Source organism: Bacteroides salyersiae, assembly GCF_031172035.1.
GTDB classification, from domain to species: Bacteria; Bacteroidota; Bacteroidia; order Bacteroidales; family Bacteroidaceae; genus Bacteroides; species Bacteroides salyersiae.
Map to the genome: position 1 here is coordinate 5,111,266 of NZ_CP133452.1, position 19,073 is coordinate 5,130,338.

Annotated in this window: 12 protein-coding genes and 1 riboswitch; of the genes, 5 read left to right on the forward strand and 7 right to left on the reverse strand. The window is 42.0% G+C overall.

What is annotated here, in order from left to right:
- Positions 1-101 precede the first annotated feature (101 nt).
- Positions 102-314, forward strand: a riboswitch (cobalamin riboswitch).
- Between the two features lie 134 nt (positions 315-448).
- The 4 genes from RB604_RS19645 to RB604_RS19660 are packed head-to-tail and all read left to right on the forward strand — an operon-like array spanning position 449 to position 7,519.
- Positions 449-2,458, forward strand: coding sequence for a TonB-dependent receptor (locus tag RB604_RS19645; RefSeq protein ID WP_055295709.1), 2,010 nt, complete (start codon positions 449-451; stop codon positions 2,456-2,458).
- 8 nt (positions 2,459-2,466) lie between these two features.
- Positions 2,467-3,612 (forward strand): YncE family protein, encoded by a 1,146-nt coding sequence (locus RB604_RS19650; protein WP_005929727.1) that lies wholly within the window; start codon positions 2,467-2,469, stop codon positions 3,610-3,612.
- A gap of 41 nt (positions 3,613-3,653) precedes the next feature.
- Positions 3,654-4,925, forward strand: coding sequence for a PKD-like domain-containing protein (locus RB604_RS19655; RefSeq protein ID WP_007481492.1), 1,272 nt, complete (start codon positions 3,654-3,656; stop codon positions 4,923-4,925).
- 14 nt (positions 4,926-4,939) lie between these two features.
- Positions 4,940-7,519, forward strand: a complete 2,580-nt coding sequence (locus RB604_RS19660) for a DUF5074 domain-containing protein (RefSeq protein ID WP_005929721.1) — start codon at positions 4,940-4,942, stop codon at positions 7,517-7,519.
- A gap of 161 nt (positions 7,520-7,680) precedes the next feature.
- Here the strand turns inward: RB604_RS19660 and RB604_RS19665 are convergent, their stop codons facing one another.
- The 7 genes from RB604_RS19665 to RB604_RS19695 form a co-directional block, all read right to left on the reverse strand.
- On the reverse strand, positions 7,681-8,916 hold the full coding sequence (locus RB604_RS19665; protein ID WP_005929719.1) for a sodium ion-translocating decarboxylase subunit beta: 1,236 nt from the start codon (positions 8,914-8,916) through the stop codon (positions 7,681-7,683).
- A complete protein-coding gene (locus RB604_RS19670; RefSeq protein ID WP_055295707.1) occupies positions 8,916-10,745 on the reverse strand; it encodes a biotin/lipoyl-containing protein in 1,830 nt (609 codons plus the stop codon). The genes RB604_RS19665 and RB604_RS19670 overlap by 1 nt, the downstream gene beginning before the upstream one ends.
- A 19-nt stretch (positions 10,746-10,764) precedes the next feature.
- Positions 10,765-11,022 carry an OadG family protein gene (locus RB604_RS19675; protein WP_005929713.1) on the reverse strand — a complete coding sequence of 86 codons (258 nt, stop codon included), beginning with the start codon at positions 11,020-11,022 and terminating at the stop codon, positions 10,765-10,767.
- Between the two features lie 269 nt (positions 11,023-11,291).
- Positions 11,292-12,866: a peptide chain release factor 3 gene (locus RB604_RS19680; RefSeq protein ID WP_005929710.1), complete on the reverse strand. Its 1,575-nt coding sequence runs from the start codon at positions 12,864-12,866 to the stop codon at positions 11,292-11,294.
- An 8-nt stretch (positions 12,867-12,874) separates the two neighbouring features.
- A complete protein-coding gene (gene rfbD, locus RB604_RS19685; RefSeq protein ID WP_005929706.1) occupies positions 12,875-13,729 on the reverse strand; it encodes a dTDP-4-dehydrorhamnose reductase in 855 nt (284 codons plus the stop codon).
- A 3-nt stretch (positions 13,730-13,732) separates the two neighbouring features.
- Positions 13,733-14,275 carry a DUF4924 family protein gene (locus RB604_RS19690; protein WP_005929704.1) on the reverse strand — a complete coding sequence of 181 codons (543 nt, stop codon included), beginning with the start codon at positions 14,273-14,275 and terminating at the stop codon, positions 13,733-13,735.
- A gap of 21 nt (positions 14,276-14,296) precedes the next feature.
- Positions 14,297-14,950 (reverse strand): LysE family translocator, encoded by a 654-nt coding sequence (locus RB604_RS19695; protein WP_005929702.1) that lies wholly within the window; start codon positions 14,948-14,950, stop codon positions 14,297-14,299.
- 276 nt (positions 14,951-15,226) lie between these two features.
- On the opposite strand from RB604_RS19695, the gene purL reads away from it, so the two are divergent.
- Positions 15,227-18,931: a phosphoribosylformylglycinamidine synthase gene (gene purL / locus RB604_RS19700; RefSeq protein WP_055295705.1), complete on the forward strand. Its 3,705-nt coding sequence runs from the start codon at positions 15,227-15,229 to the stop codon at positions 18,929-18,931.
- The last annotated feature ends 142 nt before the right edge of the window (positions 18,932-19,073 follow it).

The following is a 19,073-nucleotide window of genomic DNA, read 5'->3' on the forward strand; positions in this document are numbered from 1 at the left end:
AATAGATTTTCCAAATAATATTTATAACTTATTGAATTTTTAATAGATAATGAAACAAAAAAATAAAATTTCCATAATACATCTCTATTTCTTAATAAATTCATAAATTTGCCATGCATTGGTTTATTTTTTCCAAGCATACGGAAATAATAATTAAAAGGGAATCAGGTGGGAATCCTGAACAGTCCCGTTGCTGTGTGTTTCATTAAAATGTAGTAAATACATACTTCATGCCACTGAAAGACCAAGAGTCGATTGGGAAGGCGTTTACTATAGAAACAAGTCAGAAGACCTGCCATGCAATATGTTCAATAGCTTTCGAGGACGAGCTATGAAGTGGAAATGCTATACTTTAACAACAAGTATCAGCTTCTTTATTTCATATATATCTAATAACTTAAACAATTTGATAATTAAAGGTATAAACCATTATCAAACAAATTAACGCATGGGAATCAAAGCTAAGTGGTTCACAGGAATATTCCTGACACTGAATGCATTATTACATGCGCAACAAAATAAAATAGATACGTTGCGCATTTATCATATAGATGAAGTTACTATTACTTCATCTAAAGTATCGTCTAAAGAAATTATTCCTGTACAAATCATGGAAGGAAAACAATTGGAAAAACTATCAGTACATTCTGTTGCAGATGCCATACGTTATTTTTCTGGAGTGCAAATTAAAGACTTTGGAGGAATAGGTGGACTAAAAACCGTTAACATACGAAGTATGGGAACGAACCATGTTGGTATATTTTACGATGGCATTGAACTGGGAAACGCCCAGAATGGGCAAATTGACCTCGGTCGTTTTTCTCTTGACAATATGGAGGCAGTTTCCCTATACAACGGACAACGCAGTGCCATATTCCAGTCTGCTAAAGATTTCGGATCAGCAGGTACCGTTTATTTGCAAAGTCGTATACCAAGATTCAATGGAAACAAACAATATAATATTCGAGGAAATTTTAAGACCGGTTCCTTCGGAGTTATCAATCCTTCCGTACTTTGGGAGCAAAAATTAAACGAACGCCTTTCTGCATCTTTAAGTTCCGAATACATGTATACCACCGGGCGTTATAAATATCGCTATAAAACAACCGGAGGATACGATACAACCGCAGTACGTAAAAATGGAGATGTTAACTCCATCCGGGTGGAAAGTGGCTTATATGGAAAAATCAACAAAGGTGAATGGAAAGGAAAAGCCTATTTTTATCATTCAGAAAGAGGACTTCCCGGAGCTATGGTCCGGAATAAACTGTTTCATGAAGACCGCCAATGGGATACCAACCTATTTATTCAATCATCTTTTAAAAAACATTTCTCAGATAAATACGGACTATTAGTCAATGGGAAATATGCCTATGATTATTTACATTATCTGGCCGATCCGAATAAAGATGCCAGCTTGATGTACGTAGAAAACCATTACCGACAACAAGAAATTTATCTTTCTGTTGCCAACTTATACTCTTTCAATAAATATTGGAGTGCATCCATTGCATTAGACTATCAATGGAATAAACTAGATGCTGACCTGTACAAATTTCCTTACCCGAATCGTCACACCACACTTGTTTCCATAGCAAGTGCTCTGAACTTCGAACAGTTCAAGTTACAGGCCAGTGTATTGGGTACATTTGTATCCGATCATGTTCGTACAGACACAATGTCTATGGAAAATAAAAAGCAGATCACTCCCACCGTTGTGGCCTCCTGGAAACCTATACGTAAAACAAATTTCCATTTACGAGGTTTTTACAAGAACATCTTTCGCATGCCAACCCTAAACGATTTGTATTATACATTTATTGGTAATATAAAACTAAAACCCGAATTCACTAATCAGTATAATTTAGGGTTTACTTATGCACCTATTCTTCAAAACAAATGGTTAAAAAACATCGAACTACAAGCAGATGTTTACTATAATGAAGTGAAAAATAAAATAGTAGCTGTCCCCACTTCCAATCAGTTCCGCTGGACAATGATGAATCTCGGTATGGTAGAAATACGAGGATTAGATATAGCCATACAAACTAACTGGGAATTACCTAAACAATTTTCTATTGATACCCGTCTCACCTATACTTATCAAAAGGCACAAGATTTCACCAATCCCAAAGAAGAATATTACGGAGATCAAATACCATACATCCCCTGGCACAGTGGCTCATTGATTATTAATGCCAGTTGGCAAAACTGGGATGTCAATTATAGTTTCATTTATACCGGTGAACGATATGACCAACGAGCCAACATTCCAGAAAATTATGCCCCAGAATGGTATACGAACGACATTTCACTCTCTCGAAGTTTTCGTATTCGAAATACTCTCTACCGATTGACAGCAGAAGTCAACAACCTTTTCAACCAACAGTTTGAAGTGGTGAAATGCTATCCAATGCCAGGTACCAACTATAAATTCATTCTTACCATCCAAATATAATTATTAGCATGAAAAAATTATCATTCATTCTATTATTATCCATAAGTTGTTTTCTGATATGTTCCTGTCGGGGGGAAGATGAGGTACTTGTACGATCTACCGGCACGCAGGTACAAGCTCCTATGGATATAAAGTCTATTACAGGTTTCTATTTGCTAAACGAAGGAAACATGGGAAGTAATAAATGTACATTAGATTATATGGACTATGCAACAGGCTACTATCACAAAAATATATATGCAGAAACCAATCCTTCCGTTGTCTTGGAATTAGGCGATGTAGGTAATGATATACAAATCTATGGTGAAAAATTGTATGCTGTTATCAACTGTTCTCATTTTATCGAAGTGATGAACAAAAAAGATGCCCGTCATTTAGGAACGATTGATATTCCTAACTGCCGTTATATTACCTTTCATGAGGGCTATGCTTATGTCAGTTCATATGCCGGTCCCGTGCAAATAGACCCAAATGCACGTTTAGGATATGTAGCCAAAGTAGATACTACTACCCTCCAAGTGGTAGCAACTTGCTTAGTAGGTTATCAACCGGAAGAGATGGTCATTGTTGAAAACAGATTATATGTAGCTAATTCCGGAGGATATCGCGTACCCAATTATGACCGTACTGTTTCCGTCATCGATCTGAACACATTTACTGAAACCAAAAAGATAGATGTAGCCATCAACTTACATAGATTGAAAGCTGATCATTACGGAAATCTCTACGTCAGTTCACGAGGTGACTATTATACTGTTCCTTCTAATCTATATGTCATAGACAGCCGAACAGATGAAGTAATAGATACACTAAATATTGCTGCTTCTGAATTGTACATAGACGATGACTATCTCTATCTATACAGCACAGAATACAGTTATATTAATGAAGAAGAATGGAAAATCAATTATGCATTGATAGACACGCGAACCAGAGAGATCATCACCAACAATCTCATCACCGATGGTACAGAAAAACAAATTAAAATGCCTTACGGCATCGCCGTTCATCCGGAAACAAAAGAGTTCTATATAACAGATGCTAAAGACTATGTATCCCCCGGTACACTCTATTGCTTTACTCCAGAAGGAAAAAAGAAATGGTCAGTTACTACAGGAGATATACCGGCTCACTTTGTTTTTGTCCACAAATAAAAAATATAAATAAAAAATATAATTATAAAAACCTTACCTATATGATTCATTATCAAGTTCACCGGTTAACTGCCGGCCTATTAGTAAGTATTTTTTTCTATATCGGTACAACTTCCTGTTCCGAAGATCCCGAATTACCCAGCACAGTAACCACTGATGATGGGAATATTACAATCAACATACCAGAAGGAGGGTTTCAAACTCCGCGCTGTAAAGTACTTTCCATCCTCCCTTCTATATCCGGAAATAACCAATACAACATGCAATGGAGTATAGGTGATTCTGTTATTTCTACACAAGAAGAGTTAGAGTTTATAGCTTTGGATCCCGGAAAATATTCGATTACTCTAAAAGTAATTAATGAAGAGCAAAAAGCCAGTACATTAAACTTTCCCATTACTGTAAACCAAGAAGAAACCACCTACTCTCCTTACATAACTTCTGTGCCAGAATATAAGCCTGCACCTGGGCAATTCATAAACGAGCTTCCTAAATATGAAATAGGCGACACACAAAGCACAATGAACCGAAAAGCACTCGAGTCAATCGGTTATAACACACGAATATTAATAAGTTTAGGAGGATATGGCGGTTACGTAATCTGTGGTTTTGATCATACTATTGTAAATGTGCCCGGAAAATATGATTTTAAAGTTCTGGGAAATGCCTTTTATGCAAATTCCAATCCGAATCCAAATGCTCCCGAAGAAGGTGGAAGTTGTGAACCAGGAATTGTTATGGTAGCTTACGACCGAAATAAAAACGGTATTGCCGATGATGACGAATGGTATGAACTGGCAGGAAGCGAATATAACAAAGAGGAAACCATCAAAAATTACAAAATAACTTATTATCGTCCAGACGAAGGTCACGAACCTGTTGAAGCACCGGAAGACGAACAATTCTGGAATATAGATGCCGAATATATTTTATGGACAGACAACCAGCAGCAAGGAGGATATATTTATAAAAATAGATATCACAAACAAGAATACTACCCTCTATGGATAGAAGATGCTGAAATGGAATTCGAAGGTACTCTTCTTCCCCAAAACGCCAAAGATGAAAGCGGAATCGGTAAATATTGGGTATTATATGCTTACCCTTGGGGATATGCCGACAATGGACTCAACAAAGAAGATACATCAAATTTCAAAATAGAATGGGCTGTGGACAAACAGGGAAATCCAGTACACCTGCCTGGTGTGGATTTTATAAAAATATATACAGGAGTCAATCAATACTGCGGATGGTTAGGAGAAACATCTACCGAAGTAATGGGAATCAATGACTTACATTTACTAAATCAATAATTAATTTGTTATTTATGAAAAATATATTATTTCTATTTTTAGCCATTACTGTCTGCGCAACCATACAAGGAGGAGTTCTTTCAGAACGACAAATAATAACAGAAGAAACATCCGTTAGCGGCCAATTTACCTCAAATGAGCCAACAACAATCAGCGTCACTTTACCTGAGACATTAAATACTATTCTCAGTGATGAACCACCGACAATTACTGCTATCATATCAGGAGAGACTGATATGCCTAAAGGGTATAACCTCAGTTGGTATATATGCGATAAAAATGGTAATACAGATACCTCCAAAACTATTTTGACTCAAGTAAGTAAAGGATCAGACGGGAAAAAAGGTACATTGGTCTTTGCAGGAGGAATAGGCATTACTTACATTAAAGCTGTTATTATAGATAAAAATACTTGGATAAAATATGAATCCAATTTATGTTGCGTAACGGTAGGAGCACCGAAAAAAACAATTACCGATCTCCGTTTCGAAAAAGAAATGATCACGGCCGGTATACGAGAAAATATAGTAAACCAATTAATCATCTCTCCTCAAGATGCCACATTTACTCAGATTTCTTATGAAAGTAGCAATTCTGAAATAGTACAAGTAACCAAAACCGGTACAGTAACTACAAAAGAGACAGAAGGACAAGCCACTATAACAGCCAAAAGTCTGTATCCAACAGGAGAAAATGCCATAATTGCATCCTATACAGTCAACGTTACCAACAACCATCCTGTAACTGAAATTCAATTAGGAACCGATGGAAAAATCGAAATAGAATATAAAGACATATACCGTCCCACTCCAATCATTTTACCAGAGAATGCAACTGTAAAAAAGGTAAAATATACCATTAAGGACAACGAGATAGCTAGTTTTTATCAAGACAATATCGTAGCACACAAAATAGGTGAAACGACCCTCACCGCTACTGCCCAAGACAATAGTGGAGTATCTGTTACAGTCCGATTAATAGTCAAAGACTTAGATCGTACCCCTTATGACGGATACCAGGATGGAACATTTATTCTGAACGAAGCTTGGTATGGACACGAAAACGGAGATATGAATTTTCTTACAAAAGATCAAGAATTAATGTATCGTGTTTATGAACGAGAAAACAAAGGAGAAGCTTTCGGTGCAACGTCATGTTACGGAATTGTTTATGGAGGTAATCTATATGTTACATCCAAACAAGAAGAAGATGCAGGCGATCCTAATCCCGGTGGTGGACGTTTAGTAATAATGGATGCCAAAACTTTGAAAAAAATAAAAGGATTCGAAACGATAGGTGGAGGCGATGGCCGTTCGATTGTTGGCGTAAATCCTAATAAAATATATCTTGGCACAACAAAAGGAGTTGTCGTTTTTGATGTCAAAAACATGAAAGTCGGGAACATTATCGAGGGAACTCAAGGTATTGACTTATATAATGGACAAATAGGAGACATGATAAAAGCTGGAAAATATGTGTTTGCAATCCAGCAAGACAAGGGAACAAATATCATCGATACAGAAACTGACCAACTTATAAAATGTATTGAAAATGTAAACATACAAGGTATCACACAGAGCTTCGACGGAAATGTTTGGTTAGCATCCAGTACAACCCTGGACTGTTTAAATCCAGAAACATTAGAAATTGAAGAAACATTAAATCTTCCTCAAGGTGCAGAAATCACTTGTTCATGGGGTGCATGGAGACCGACCCCATTCTGTGCAAGTCGTACAAAAAACAATCTCTACTGGAATGGTGGAAGTAACATAATGGAAGGAGGCTCAAACTATTATTGTTACGAAATAGGAACTGAAATTAATAATCTTAAGCCCTTATTTACAATCTCAGAACTTGAAGGATCGGCACCCGAGACGAAACAAACAACTTATGGAACCCTTCGGTATGATGATCGTACTGACGAATTATTGATAATGACAACTCAAAGCGGAGGTAGCACTAACTATGAACACAACTGGATACATATCGTAAATGGTACCAGTGGAGAATTGAAAAAGACACTCAAATTGAAACAATATTATTGGTTCCAAGCAATACCGATCTTCCCTGATAAATATGCACCAGAAATAAATAATTTGGAAGAATCATTATCACTAAAGATTAATGATGGAACCCAAAAAATAAATTTAGCAGGAAAAATTACAGATAAAGACAACTTGGCATATAACATTACCAAAACGTTGAAAAACATAGGCAATGAAACAATAGCCACAGCAACTTTAGAAAACAACTTATTGGTAATTACTCCTAAATCTGCTGGAGAAACTACTATAACATTAGCTGTCGAATCTAATGGTGTAATTACAGAGCAACCAATCCACATAACTGTATCCAAAGGTACCGGAATCAACGATATAGAAACACCAAAAGCCGTTTACAGTAAAGATAATCAAATTATAATATATGGATACGAAGGGTATCAGTTTGTCTTATATGATGAAAGTGGAAAAGCCGTAAGTACTTTTCAAAGCACAAACAAAAACTTTTCTATCAAACCAAATATTCCCAGCGGCTTGTATATTCTGAAAGGTAACAATGCGACTGAATGTATTAGTTATAAAGTAATGCTTTGATAAATTAAAGAAAAGTCTTTTTTAAATATAGAATAAAAGCACCCATAATAAACAAAATACAGTAGAAATCCGGAATATAAGAGAACAATTTCAACGACTCATGAAATCCTCATATATTCCGGATAACTTTTCTTATAAAACAAGGGTAATATTAAAAATATTTACGCCAAGAACGAAATCAGCACTCCCGCAGCCACGGCCGAGCCGATAACCCCGGAAATATTACTTGCCATGCAATACTGCAACACATGATTTTTCGAATCGTACTTCAAAGCTATTTCATTTGCCACACGGCTGGCCATAGGTACGGCACTCAGTCCGGTAGCACCGATCAGCGGATTGATCTTTTTCTTGGAGAAGAGGTTGAACAGCTTCACAAAAAGAATACCTCCGGCAATACTTAATGCAAAAGCAAGGAAGCCGCCCACTACGATACCGATTGTTGTCCAATTCAAGAAAGCCTCCGTAGTCATGGTTGCACCTACCGAGAGCCCGAGGAAAATGGTAGCTGCATTCATGATGCTATTAGAAGCGGCATCAAACAGACGGAACGTATTGCTACCGATCTCTTTCACCAGATTACCGAACATCAACATACCGATCAAAGGCACGGCACTCGGCACAAAAAGGGCAACAACCGTAGTCACCACAATCGGGAAAACAATCTTCAAAACGCGCAGATTCTTGATCTCAGTCTTCGAAGGATACTTCTTCTCCTCCTCCTTCATATTGATGCTCAACTCTTTCTTACTGCAAAGCAGACGGACTACCATCGGAATAATTACCGGTACCAAAGCCATATAAGAATATGCAGCAATAGCAATCGGCCCCAACAGATGCGGAGCTAACTTAATAGTGGTAAAGATAGCCGTAGGACCGTCAGCACCACCGATAATACCTAATGAAGCGGCTTCTTTGGGAGTAAATCCCATCAGGATAGCCACTAACAGCACTGTAAAGATGCCCAACTGAGCGGCTGCTCCGAATATAGAGAGATGCAGATTGCGCAACATCGGACCGAAATCGGTCAATGCACCTACACCCATAAAAATAATCGGCGGCAGAAAGCCGGTCTTTATCAACATATAATAGATGAAGTTCATCAATCCCAATTCATGGGCAATGTCGTGTAAGGGCATTTCCCAAATGCTCTTCATCACACCGTTCACCATCACCATACCGTTTTCGTCCGCTTGGATCACTCCCATATCACCGCCCGGAAAGTTGGCAAGCAACACACCGAAAGCGATGGGCACCAATAACAATGGTTCATACTGTTTCTTAATGCCCAGATAGAGCAGAACGAAAGCGATGGCGTACATTATCAGAAACTGCGGTTCGGCAATGATATTACTGAAAGCAGTCATGTCGTATAAGTTCTCAAATATCTCGTTCATTATCCTATCTTCATTAATACATCATCTTCAGAAACAGTATCTCCCGGATTGACACAAATAGCTGTCACCGTGCCACCGAATTCCGTACGGATAGCATTGTAGGTCTTCATGGCTTCCACATAGCAGAGTACATCACCCTCTTTCACCGCATCACCTACTTTCAAAGCCGTCTCCTGTGCATTTTTCACCAAGAAGAATTTTCCTTCCAATGGAGAAAGTACATCTTTGCCCTCTCCTGCCGGAGCAGTGGCTGCCGGCGCAACAGGGAGTTCGGCATCACCGTAAGCCACCGTAACACGATAAGCTTGTCCGTCTACTTGTACGGTGAGAGTTTTCGGTTTGGCGTCTTCCAACGGAGATTTATCCCGTTCGGTACGACGCTTGGCAACATCTTCCAGGAAGTCTTCTTTCGCTTTGCCACTTTTATAAGCCTCGTATTGTGCAGGATGCATGGCATATTCAAAGAGTTCCTCATCGTCCTGCCCTGTCTCCCACTTCTGCTCTTTCATCAATTTACGATATTTATCGAGCGCATCGGGATAGTTATCCTGCGGATTGCCATCGAAGAACTTACGGCCTTCGCGTTCGGCTTTCTCGATAATTTCGGGAGCCAATTGCCCCGGCAGACGTCCTGCTTTACCCAAAATCATATCCCAGATATCATCGGCAATCATTCCCCAACGGTCTTTACCTTTCTCCATAGCGATCACGTTCATCATAGCCAGATTCTTGACGTATTGGCTGAACGGCGTCACCAAAGGAGGATAGCCCACACGGGGCCATACATAAGCCACTTCGTTGAACAGTTTGATAAGCAGTTGATCCTGCGTCATAAAGGGCAGATTGTGTTTCGCTTTGTATTTGTTGATAGACTCTAAATTAGTTTCCAAATCGGCCATAAGGCTGCCCATCATACCACCCGGGAGCCCGGGAGCAATCAGTAGAGAATTCATCAGGCGGTTCTTCGGACTGATGTAGAGACCGAGAAAATCGTCCATAAATTCCTGCACCAAAGCACGTACTTTCATGTAAGCCTCCATATTGATCTCCGGCACCTGGAATCCTGCATCTTTCAGCATGGCCTGCACACTGAGCAGATCGGCATGTCCGGTTCCCCACGAGAGGGGTTCCATCCCTACGTCGATATAGTCGCATCCGGCTTCACAGACTTCGAGAATGCTTGCCATATTGAAACCGGGCCCGGCATGGCTATGATACTGAATGGGGATTTCGGGATGCGCAGCCTTGATATTGGCTACTATTCTACCCAAAGAAACGGGACGGCCGATGCCTGCCATATCCTTGATACAAATTTCATCGGCTCCCAATTTGATTAATTCCAAAGCCATGTTGGTGTAATACTCCACCGTGTGAATGGGGGAATGGGTAATGCAGAGCGAGCATTGCGAAATCATACCGGCATCGTGGGCGTAGGTAATAGAGGGAGCAATGTTACGGACATCATTCAATCCGCAGAAAGTACGTGTGATGTCAGTACCCTGAGCTTTCTTTACCTTATAGAAGAGTTTACGCACATCGGCAGGAACAGGACTCATGCGAAGTCCGTTGAGAGCACGATCGAGCATATGAGTTTGTATACCGGCTTCGTGGAAAGGTTTTGTCCAGTCACGGACAGCACGGTTGGGATTTTCACCAAATAAAAGATTTACTTGTTCAAAACCACCGCCATTGGTTTCAACACGGGCAAAACATCCCATTTCGATAATAGCAGGAGCTACTTTAACGAGCTGGTCTACACGGGGTACATACTTTCCGGCACTCTGCCACATGTCTCTGAAAACCAAGCTGAATTTGATTTCTTTTTTCATATTCCTAATTAGTTGTGTTTTACAATTTTTCTACTTTCGATACTTTACCCTTGCCTTGGGTTACTACATTGACGGCGGCAGTAATGGCAGCTAAGATATTACCGGGAATAGCCGCAGGAACGCGGGAAGCCTGTTTGGCAGGTACGACTTCTTCCGGAGCATATTTGTTGACCAACGAAATCAATAGTTTACCCAGATAAATGACGATAAGTAAAATTACGAACACAGTAGCCATACCGACTACCATCAGCAAAAACGCTGTTTCTAAGTTTTCCATATAATAAATTATTAGTTGTTTGATCGTTTTTTCAAAAAATCGTTCGAAATTACCAATAAAAGAAGAAAAAATAAAGGAGGAAAAGAATAAAAAAAGCTAAATCGCAATTAGAAATAATGTGCCAATAGGACAATGTGCCAATGTGACAATATGCCAATAAAAAGAATGCGTTAATGAGATAATGGGATAATATACCAATGTGCCAATCAGCATTCGCTATAACAGCGCAGCTAATTGGCACATTGGCATATTCTCCTATTGGCACATTATTAAAACTCGCTCGTGAAATGGAATTTGATGTTCTTAAAATCTATTTGTGCCATTTGCAATACATAATTGGAGTCGGCAAGGAACACATCGCGCCCTTCACGGTCTTTTGCCATGTATTGATATTTGCGCTTCTTGAAAGCTTCCAGTTCTTCGGGATCATCACTTTCAATCCAGCAGGCTTTATAAAGGCTTAGCGGTTCCCAACGGCACGAAGCGTTATATTCATTGAGCAGACGATATTGGATTACCTCAAACTGGAGTTGCCCCACCGTACCGACGATTTTGCGACCGTTGAACTGATTGACGAACAACTGTGCCACACCCTCGTCCATCAACTGATCGATACCTTTGGCAAGTTGTTTCTGTTTCATCGGATCGGCATTCTCTATGTATTTGAACATCTCCGGAGAGAAACTGGGTAATCCACGGAAATGCAATTGCTCGCCCTCTGTCAGCGTATCACCGATTTTGAAAGTTCCGTTATCCGGCAGACCGATAATATCACCGGCATACGCTTCATCAATTGTCGTTTTGCGCTGCGCCATAAACTGGGTAGGCGATGAAAAACGCATCGTCTTGCCATGACGCACGTGCAAATAGGGTGCATTACGCGTAAACTTACCCGAACAGATTTTACAGAAAGCGATACACGAACGGTGATTCGGATCGATATTGGCCGTAATCTTAAAAACGAATCCGGTAAACTTCGGTTCATCCGGTTCCACCTCACGCTCCTCGGCCTGCACAGGACGGGGACTCGGAGCAATCTCTACGAAACAGTTCAAAAGTTCCTGAACACCGAAGTTATTCAATGCCGAACCGAAAAACACAGGAGCGCATTCTCCTGCCAGATAAGTCTCGTTATCGAATTCAGGATAAACACCTTCAATCAATTCCAGATCACCACGTAGTTTATCTGCCAGTGTTTCACCAATCTGCTTGTCCAGTTCATCGCTGTTGATATCGACTTCCACTTTCTCCGTCACCACCTGTTTCGAGGGTTGATAAAGATCTAACTTATTCTCATATATATTATATACGCCTTTAAAACGCGGTCCCTGCTCTATCGGCCAAGAAAGCGGACGTACCTGAATCATCAGTTCTTCTTCCAGCTCATCGAGCAGATCGAACGGATCTTTTCCCTCTCGGTCCATTTTATTGACGAAGATGATAACAGGCGTATTACGCATGCGGCATACCTCCATCAACTTACGCGTTTGCGTCTCCACACCTTTGGCACCGTCCACCACAATGATAACACTGTCTACGGCAGTCAGTGTGCGATAAGTATCTTCGGCAAAGTCTTGGTGACCCGGGGTATCGAGGATGTTAATCTTATAATCACGGTAGTCAAACTCCATCACGGAGGTGGTTACCGAAATACCACGCTGTTTCTCGATCTCCATCCAGTCCGAGGTTGCCGTCTTTTTGATTTTATTACTTTTCACCGCACCGGCCACCTGTATCTGTCCACCAAAAAGCAATAACTTTTCTGTCAAAGATGTCTTACCGGCATCCGGGTGCGCAATAATAGCGAATGTCCGCCTTCTCTGTATTTCTGTATTTTCTGCCATATTGTAAATTAGTCATTCAATAGTGCCACGCAACGCGCAAGGCTCTCTTCCCAATGCGGGATTTCAATATCGAAAGTGGTTTTAATCTTTGTCTTATCCAATACGGAATAGGCCGGACGGGGAGCTTTTGCCGGATAATCCGCCGTATGAAGCGGACGTACTTTGCAAGTGACAATACCCGCCAGACGATGAATTGCCTTCGTAAAATCATACCATGAACAGACACCTTCATCGCTGAAATGATAAATTCCGGGCACTACACCTTTATTTATAATAGCATAAATGGCAGATGCCAGATCGTTGGCATAAGTCGGCGTTCCCACTTGGTCGAAAACAACCCCAAGATTGTCACGCTCACGTCCCAGGCGCATCATGGTCTTTACGAAATTATTTCCATAGATGGAATAAAGCCATGCTGTACGGATTATAACCGCCTTCTCGCATCCTTCGGCAACAGCCTGCTCTCCCGCCAACTTGGTGAAACCATATACGGAAGCCGGACAAGTAGGTTCGTCTTCATTGTAAGGGATGTGAGCTGTTCCATCGAAAACGTAATCCGTAGAAACCTGTATAATGGCGGCACCACGGCTTTGCGCGGCACGCGCCAGATATCCCGGAGCCACATGATTCAGCTTATCACACAATTCACGGTTATCCTCTGCATTGTCTACTGCCGTATATGCGGCACAATTCACGATCACGTCGATTTCATTTTCCGTAACAAATGCACGTACGGCCTGTTCGTCGCAAATATCCAGTTCCCGGACATCGGTAAAAAAATAAATGTGCTGCGGATTCTCTTTGGCAAGCACCTGCATCTCGTTGCCAAGTTGTCCATTGGCTCCGGTTACTAATATTCTCATATATTAATCTTCTAATTTCAATTCTCCTTTTTTATCCTTGTCATAGTAATTGGCCAACAATGACAGGAAACCGCTGATAGCCTCTATCGCCTTTGTCGTTTCGGGGCTGATCTCCTTCTTTTGCAAACGAAGCAACATCACGCCGTACAATGCTTCAAAGCAAGTCTCCAGTTCGGGTTCTTCCTTCCGGCCGTTTTTACTGCGCAATTCCACTATGAAAGGAAGCGCCTTAAAATAAGCGGCATTATAGAATGGGAACTTCGGCGATGCAAGCAAAGCATTATGTAAATCCGTCAGATTGATAATAACGTTCCGATTGATCTGCAAGTGTCCTTTCTCACGCACGTCCTCTTCGCGCATCATCCCGATAAGATTACCGTACCATTCGCGTAAGGCCGGACGCTCTTCTTCCGGATAACGGGAAATGATCGTCTGCTCTACCCGGTCGATATCACAACCATTGGCACGGATCATATCCTCTACCTGCCACATATATATAAGGTATTCGGCAATATTCTTTTCTTTCAACTGTCCTGCTATCTTCATTTCTTCAATTTTCCTTTATTATCAATAAATCGATTCTCCGAGCAGCGTGTACACTAACCCTACTGCCGATACCAGCATAACAATACTGCCTATGATGCGGTTCAATATCCAGATACCCCGCAGATTGAATTTCTTGCGCACTTTATTAACAAAAAAAGTGATTCCGAACCACCAGACCAATGCACCGATAGCGATCGCCAGATAACCGGTAATGGTTTCGAAAAGCAAAACCCCGGGCTGCAGGAAAGCAAAACGGGCAAAAAGACCGATAAAGAGAAAGATTATAAGAGGATTGGAAAGTGTGACGGCAAATGCCGTAACAAAATTATGGAAATAAGAGCCTTTATTAGTGGATGCCGGACGAATGGACTTGACCGGATTACTGCGAAACGTATAAATTCCGAAGACAAGCAACATAATGCTTCCCAACAGTTGCAAATAGAAAATATTTTTATCGATATAATCAAAAATAAAACTCATCCCGTATCCGGTAAGAAGCGCATAGGCAATATCGCTCAAAGAAGCTCCCAAACCTGTCACAAAGCCATACCAACGTCCTTTGTTCAGGGTACGCTGGATACACAGGACTCCGACCGGTCCCAACGGAGCAGAGACAATAACGCCGATAGCAAAGCCCTTTATTAATATATCGAGAATTGTTCCTATCTGATTCATGTCGCAAATATCGCACTTTTTTATGAGACAGTCATAGGTTCTTAACGTTTTTTCGATAGGGTTGATACGATAATCGGGAAAAGTGCCGTACTTATCCCACCCGGGCACTGTCGGAAAACTCCACCTGATCCCTCCATGAAAAAAACACGCATAACTTCCAGATACCAATGAATTTGTTTATCTTTGCACCGCAAGAAAGAGAGAAAGGAGCCTGTCTTCAACACCATGAAGAAGCTTTGATCGTAAATCGTAAATTGTAAATCGTAAATATAAAACATGATTCTTTTTTTCAGAACCCCTTCCAAGAGTGTGATTGCCGTAGAGAGCAACCACCCGCTCGCCCCGGACGATAGTGACAAACTTTGCTGGCTTTTTGGAGAAGCTAAAGCGGAAAGTGAAGAAAACCTGAAAGGCTGTTTCGTAGGCCCGCGCCGCGAAATGATTACCCCTTGGAGTACAAATGCCGTAGAGATCACCCAAAACATGGGTATCGAAGGTATCAGCCGCATCGAAGAATACTTCCCGGTAAAAGACGAAAATGCAGATTACGACCCTATGCTGCAGCGCATGTACAAAGGGTTGGATCAGAACGTATTCACCACTAACCGCCAACCGGAACCGATTATCTATATCGAAGATTTAGAAGCGTACAATGAAAAGGAGGGACTTGCTCTTTCCAAGGAAGAAATGGACTATCTGAAAAAGGTAGAAAACGACTTGGGCCGTAAACTGACCGATTCGGAAGTATTCGGTTTTGCACAAATCAATTCAGAACACTGCCGTCACAAAATCTTCGGCGGCACGTTTATCATCGACGGTGTGGAACAGGAATCTTCCCTCTTCCAGATGATAAAAAAGACCACACAGGAAAATCCTAATAAAATAATCTCCGCCTATAAAGACAACGTTGCCTTTGCAGAAGGCCCGGTAGTGGAACAGTTTGCACCGGCCGACCATTCCAAACCCGATTTCTTCCAAATCAAAGATATTAAAAGTGTCATCTCTCTGAAAGCGGAAACACACAACTTCCCCACTACCGTAGAGCCTTTCAACGGCGCATCAACCGGTACAGGAGGTGAAATACGCGACCGTATGGGTGGCGGTAAAGGTTCATGGCCCATTGCCGGAACTGCCGTTTACATGACATCGTATCCCCGTACGGATGAAGACCGCTCATGGGAAGAAATCCTGCCTGTACGTAAATGGTTGTATCAGACCCCAGAACAAATCCTGATCAAAGCCTCCAACGGTGCCAGTGACTTCGGAAACAAGTTCGGACAGCCGCTTATCTGCGGTTCGGTATTGACTTTCGAACACAAGGAAAACAATGAAATATACGGCTACGACAAAGTAATCATGCTGGCAGGCGGTGTAGGCTACGGCACACAGCGCGACTGCTTGAAAGGACAACCCGAAGCCGGCAATAAAGTAGTCGTAATCGGTGGAGACAATTACCGTATCGGACTGGGTGGCGGCTCGGTATCTTCGGTAGATACAGGCCGTTACAGTAGCGGTATCGAACTGAATGCCGTACAGCGTGCCAACGCAGAAATGCAGAAACGTGCCAACAATGTGGTACGTGCCCTTTGCGAGGAAGACGAGAACCCGGTAGTGTCCATTCACGACCACGGTTCGGCCGGCCACGTCAACTGTCTGTCGGAATTGGTAGAAGAATGCGGCGGCCTGATCGATATGAGCAAATTACCAATCGGCGACAAAACCCTTTCTGCCAAAGAAATCATAGCCAACGAATCACAGGAACGCATGGGGCTTCTCATCAAGGAAGAAGCTATCGAGCATGTACGCAAGATTGCCGAACGCGAACGTGCTCCGATGTACGTAGTAGGTGAAACGACCGGCGACCATCGCTTTGCTTTCCAACAAGCTGACGGCATACGTCCGTTCGATTTGGCGGTAGACCAGATGTTCGGTTCGTCTCCAAAAACTTACATGATAGACAAAACCGTAGAACGTCACTACGAAATGCCTGTGTATGAACAACCTAAGCTGCACGAATACCTCACCAATGTATTACAGTTGGAAGCAGTAGCCTGTAAAGACTGGCTGACAAATAAAGTAGACCGTTCCGTAACAGGAAAAGTAGCCCGTCAGCAATGTCAGGGCGAAATACAGTTGCCACTAAGCGATTGCGGTGTCGTAGCACTGGACTACCGCGGCGAAAAAGGTATCGCCACCTCTATCGGACATGCCCCGCAAGCGGCATTGGCCGATCCGGCAGCCGGTTCCATTCTCTCTGTCAGTGAAGCACTGACCAATCTGGTATGGGCACCTATGGCCGAAGGTATGGACAGCATTTCATTATCGGCCAACTGGATGTGGCCCTGCCGCTCTCAAGAGGGAGAAGATGCCCGTCTGTACACAGCCGTAAAGGCATTAAGCGATTTCTGCTGTGCTCTGCAAATCAATGTACCTACAGGAAAAGACTCTTTGTCCATGACTCAGAAATATCCCGACGGCGAGAAAGTAATCTCTCCGGGAACCGTGATCGTTTCTGCCGGCGGCGAAGTTTCCGACGTAAAGAAAGTAGTTTCTCCCGTACTGGTAAACAATGAAAAGACAACGCTCTATCATATAGACTTCAGCTTCGATGCACTGAAGTTAGGCGGCTCTGCCTTTGCACAGTCATTAGGTAAAGTAGGCGACGAGGTACCTTGCGTACAAGATGCCGAATATTTCCGTGATGCATTCTTAGCTGTACAGGAATTAGTGAAAAAGGGTCTGATCCTTGCAGGACACGACATTTCGGCAGGAGGTCTTATCACCACACTGCTCGAGATGTGCTTCGCCAATGTGGAAGGCGGTCTCGACATCAACTTAGACAAAATGAAAGAAAACGATATGGTAAAAATTCTCTTTGCCGAGAATCCGGGTATCGTGATCCAAATTGCCGATAAACATAAAGAAGAGGTGAAAAAAATCCTGGAAGATGCCGGTATAGGCTTCATCAAATTGGGTAAGCCAACCGACGAACGCCACATTCTGGTATCGAAAGACGGGGTTACTTACCAATTCGGTATCGACTATATGCGCGACGTATGGTATGCTTCCTCTTACCTGCTCGACCGTAAACAATCCATGAACGGCTGTGCCAAGAAACGTTTTGAGAATTACAAGATGCAACCTCTGGAATTCGCATTCATGCCGACTTTCAAAGGAAAACTGTCTCAATACGGCATCACACCGGACCGCCGCACCCCAAGCGGTATCCGTGCTGCCATCATCCGTGAAAAAGGAACGAACGGTGAACGCGAAATGGCTTATTCACTCTACTTGGCAGGCTTCGATGTGAAAGATGTGACAATGACCGACCTTATCAGTGGCCGCGAGACACTGGAAGATGTAAACATGATTGTTTACTGTGGAGGTTTCTCCAACTCGGATGTATTGGGCTCTGCCAAAGGATGGGCAGGAGGCTTCCTGTTCAATCCGAAAGCCAAGGAAGCGCTCGACAAATTCTATGCCCGTGAAGACACCCTGTCATTAGGTATCTGTAATGGTTGCCAGTTGATGATGGAATTGGGACTTATCAATCCGGAACACAAAAAGCAAGGTAAGATGCTTCACAACGACTCTCATAAGTTCGAATCCACTTTCATAAGCCTGACCATCCCGACTAACCGCAGTGTGATGTTCGGTTCATTAAGTGGCAGTAAGTTAGGTATTTGGGTAGCCCACGGAGAAGGAAAATTCTCTTTGCCTTATGGCGAAGACAAATACAATGTAGTCGCCAAATATTCGTATGACGAATATCCGGGCAACCCGAACGGTTCGGATTATTCAATAGCGGCTTTAGCCAGTGCAGACGGTCGTCATTTAGCAATGATGCCACACTTGGAACGTGCTATCTTCCCTTGGCAGAACGCATGCTATCCGGCCGACCGCATCCATAGCGATCAAGTAACCCCTTGGATCGAAGCATTCGTTAATGCACGCAAATGGGTGGAAGATAAAATGAAATAATACGACTTTAAAGATTATCCCTCTAAAGATAACATTTTCAAAAGCTGTCACTATATGAAGTGACAGCTTTTTTTACATAATGTTTCAAGCAGGCATTCTCTTTTCCTAAAGTTAAAAGAAGTAACCGTCACAATGTACACAA

Coding starts and splice junctions, on each gene's coding strand:
- RB604_RS19645 (WP_055295709.1), top strand. CDS start 449: ATGGGAATCAAAGCTAAGTGGTTCACAGGAATATTCCTGACACTGAAT.
- RB604_RS19650 (WP_005929727.1), top strand. CDS start 2,467: ATGAAAAAATTATCATTCATTCTATTATTATCCATAAGTTGTTTTCTG.
- RB604_RS19655 (WP_007481492.1), top strand. CDS start 3,654: ATGATTCATTATCAAGTTCACCGGTTAACTGCCGGCCTATTAGTAAGT.
- RB604_RS19660 (WP_005929721.1), top strand. CDS start 4,940: ATGAAAAATATATTATTTCTATTTTTAGCCATTACTGTCTGCGCAACC.
- RB604_RS19665 (WP_005929719.1), bottom strand. CDS start 8,916: ATGAACGAGATATTTGAGAACTTATACGACATGACTGCTTTCAGTAAT.
- RB604_RS19670 (WP_055295707.1), bottom strand. CDS start 10,745: ATGAAAAAAGAAATCAAATTCAGCTTGGTTTTCAGAGACATGTGGCAG.
- RB604_RS19675 (WP_005929713.1), bottom strand. CDS start 11,022: ATGGAAAACTTAGAAACAGCGTTTTTGCTGATGGTAGTCGGTATGGCT.
- RB604_RS19680 (WP_005929710.1), bottom strand. CDS start 12,866: ATGGCAGAAAATACAGAAATACAGAGAAGGCGGACATTCGCTATTATT.
- rfbD (WP_005929706.1), bottom strand. CDS start 13,729: ATGAGAATATTAGTAACCGGAGCCAATGGACAACTTGGCAACGAGATG.
- RB604_RS19690 (WP_005929704.1), bottom strand. CDS start 14,275: ATGAAGATAGCAGGACAGTTGAAAGAAAAGAATATTGCCGAATACCTT.
- RB604_RS19695 (WP_005929702.1), bottom strand. CDS start 14,950: ATGAATCAGATAGGAACAATTCTCGATATATTAATAAAGGGCTTTGCT.
- purL (WP_055295705.1), top strand. CDS start 15,227: ATGATTCTTTTTTTCAGAACCCCTTCCAAGAGTGTGATTGCCGTAGAG.